We start from the raw sequence: 2,497 nt of genomic DNA on the forward strand, positions 1-2,497 counted from the left end.
CCGTCTTGCCATACCACACCCAGACCGATGCGGCTGCTGGCACCTTGACCCAAACCTGAGCGGTCCCGTTTGCCGGGTCATTGTCGGTAACGAACGAGACGACCTCACACGGCAGCTGAGACGTGCCAGCAGAGTCCGAAGAAAACCGAATGTCACCGCCGCCGTTCAGTGCGGGGTTATCACCATCGGCGTCAAACATTTCCGACGGCAAATTGTCCTCGGTGAACAGCGCAGCAAGATCCGCCGTCGGTGTCGACGCAAATGTCAATTCACACTTTCGGGTCCAGCCCGTAGGAAACGCCATTCGCCTTAAATCCCCAACCCTGAATCGTGCACGTCAAACGCCTGAATCATGCACGATCCGTGCCCGACTCGCACCCATGCGTCGCGTGATAATTTTTCGTAGCCAAACAAACGTCCGTCGGCATACCGCCGGCGGACTGTATCTGCGTTGCATCCGATCTCGTCGGCTAATTGCTCTGTTGTCATGACCGCCGGTGTCGGTTCGATCGGATCGGCAATCATGACCGAGACGTTGCCGACGCTTTTTGTTTGATGCACCGTCGGCGAAACCGATGCGTGACGTCTGTCCCACGTGATCAACACCAGGATTCCGATCGTCGTCGCTAAAAAGACACCGCAATTGGCAAACCACGCGATAATCTTTTCATTGGTCGTCATCGTTGGTCTCTTCGAGAGTTTCGACTTGTTGACGTAGTTTTTTGTTCTCGCCTCGCAATTCGTCATTCCGTTTCAGAACGGCCCAAAAGACACGGACAAAAAAGATCCACATCGAGCCGATGGCAACGTATGTTGCGGCTAAGACGGTTTTGACAAATCCCAATTCGGACGGATCATTGTTTTGCCCCAGCATTTCATCGTTTCGCCTCGACACGGTGAATCATGTTGTAGTTTTCAGTAGCCGCAGGATGTCATCCGCATCATGCGGTTAGGCTCGTCCGATTGTGTCAGCTTTCGGTCGAGCCGCTTCTACTTCTCCGACGTGGACCGCTCCGGTACGAGACGTTCGATCAACGACACATGCCGCTCGATCGCCGCGCTGTACTCCGCACGCATCGCCGCGCGTTCGACCTGTGCGTCATTCAGAACGACGTAAAGCAACGCAAACGCCAGCCCGCCAAACCCAAGCGGCTGAACCAGTTTGACCCACCACGGGCCGACGGGCTGTTGTTGATCGTCTTCGTTCATTTATCCAGGTCGAGTACGGCTTGCGGGCCACCGACGGCGAGCGGCCTTTGTCTATTGTGTTAACGCGATTTCGTTACGGGTGGATCCACACGAAAAAAACATGCTCACCAACTGTGATTCGTTGCTGCCCATGCAGTTCCGCCGGCATCGGATGCAGGTACGAAACAACCACGGTCCCGCGCCGCAAAGATTTCAGTTTTGGCAACAGTTCTCGAATTAAATCGTCGTACAGATACATCACGACGTAGTCCGCTTTTGCAAAGCGATACCGACGGCTGTCTCCCTCAGTGATCGACACCAGCGAAGTCACGCCGGCCGACTGAACTGCGGATCGTGCAAGGGCCGCAGCCTGCGGGTTGATCTCGATTCCCATGCCATACGCACCGAACCGACGCGCGGCGCCAACCAGGATTCGTGCATCACCGCATCCTGGGTCGAGGATGATCTGACCCGGCTGCGGCCGGATAATCTGCCAGAGTGCATCCACCGCTGTCGTCGGGCTCGGGGCGAAGGAATGACGGACGGTGGTGATCGCCGCGGCTGCCTGTTGCTGTGTCGGTGCGGACTGTGCCGACCGGAAAGCCTGCCAAAGCTCTTGTTGCATCTTGCACGACGCACGACCGCAACAGTAATCGTCCACGCCCAGCGTGTACTTGCGACCGGACATCACGAATCCGTCCGACGTGCGATACCACGGCCGGCCGGCATCGGCCGGAATCGCGGAGAACGCCAGTACAATGAGCGCGATCAGAATCGCATAGCTCACCACGATAAAGGTGTTGATCGATCTCATAGCCCAAACAACGGCCCATCGGATTGCGTGTTGTCTTCATCATCCGCCGGATTATCGACCGTCCCTTTGAACCGTCGGTAATCCTCGATCAGCTTGTCGCGATCCTTGCTGGTCGCTTCCAGGTATTCACCGATCGACTTGACTGCCTCGTCGTTCGGTACACCAGGTTCATCAGGATCGTCCGGATCCGTCGGCTCGTCGGGCTCGTCCAGGTGCGCCCAGATCGGCAGCGTCGTGATGTTGGATTGCTGGAAAAATCCCTCTTCCAATTCATCCGCCGGCGGTCGGTTTTCGGCCAACTCGATCAAATCCGGGGGCTTCGGGAAACCGATGACCGAGCGGTTGGCATACTGGAACCAGATCGACCGGACGGTTTGCCCGGCGCCGTCACCACCCCAGGACCAGGTCAGCAACCCATAGCAAAGGTTGTCCCGGAACGAATGGACACTCGATCCAGACTGGCCACCGATCGCATTCGGTTGCCACTTCCAGACG

At 57.1% G+C, this 2,497-nt stretch carries 6 protein-coding genes; all 6 read right to left on the minus strand.

What is annotated here, in order from left to right; all coding sequences use genetic code 11:
• On the minus strand, positions 1 to 304 hold a 304-nt coding region (locus tag ABX749_RS29350; RefSeq protein ID WP_372899169.1), incomplete at its 3' end, for a hypothetical protein.
• Between the two features lie 5 nt (positions 305 to 309).
• Positions 310 to 681, minus strand: a complete 372-nt coding sequence (locus ABX749_RS29355; protein WP_372899170.1) for a hypothetical protein — start codon at positions 679 to 681, stop codon at positions 310 to 312.
• Positions 668 to 895, minus strand: a complete 228-nt coding sequence (locus ABX749_RS29360; protein WP_145218425.1) for a hypothetical protein — start codon at positions 893 to 895, stop codon at positions 668 to 670. The genes ABX749_RS29355 and ABX749_RS29360 overlap by 14 nt, the downstream gene beginning before the upstream one ends.
• A gap of 95 nt (positions 896 to 990) precedes the next feature.
• Complete coding sequence (locus ABX749_RS29365; protein WP_145218427.1) at positions 991 to 1,209, minus strand: hypothetical protein; 219 nt, start codon at positions 1,207 to 1,209, stop codon at positions 991 to 993.
• Between the two features lie 73 nt (positions 1,210 to 1,282).
• Entirely contained in the window at positions 1,283 to 2,002 is a 720-nt protein-coding gene (locus tag ABX749_RS29370) for a cyclopropane-fatty-acyl-phospholipid synthase family protein (protein ID WP_372899171.1), read from the minus strand.
• Positions 1,999 to 2,497 (minus strand): hypothetical protein (locus tag ABX749_RS29375; protein ID WP_372899172.1); only part of this gene is annotated, 499 nt, incomplete at its 5' end. The genes ABX749_RS29375 and ABX749_RS29370, both read right to left, overlap by 4 nt.

The organism is Stieleria sp. (assembly GCF_041595215.1).
GTDB classification, from domain to species: Bacteria; Planctomycetota; Planctomycetia; order Pirellulales; family Pirellulaceae; genus Stieleria; species Stieleria magnilauensis.

Excerpts from the sequence above, each read along its gene's own strand:
- ABX749_RS29355 (WP_372899170.1), bottom strand. The coding sequence starts at position 681 with ATGACGACCAATGAAAAGATTATCGCGTGGTTTGCCAATTGCGGTGTC.
- ABX749_RS29370 (WP_372899171.1), bottom strand. The coding sequence starts at position 2,002 with ATGAGATCGATCAACACCTTTATCGTGGTGAGCTATGCGATTCTGATC.
- ABX749_RS29365 (WP_145218427.1), bottom strand. The coding sequence starts at position 1,209 with ATGAACGAAGACGATCAACAACAGCCCGTCGGCCCGTGGTGGGTCAAA.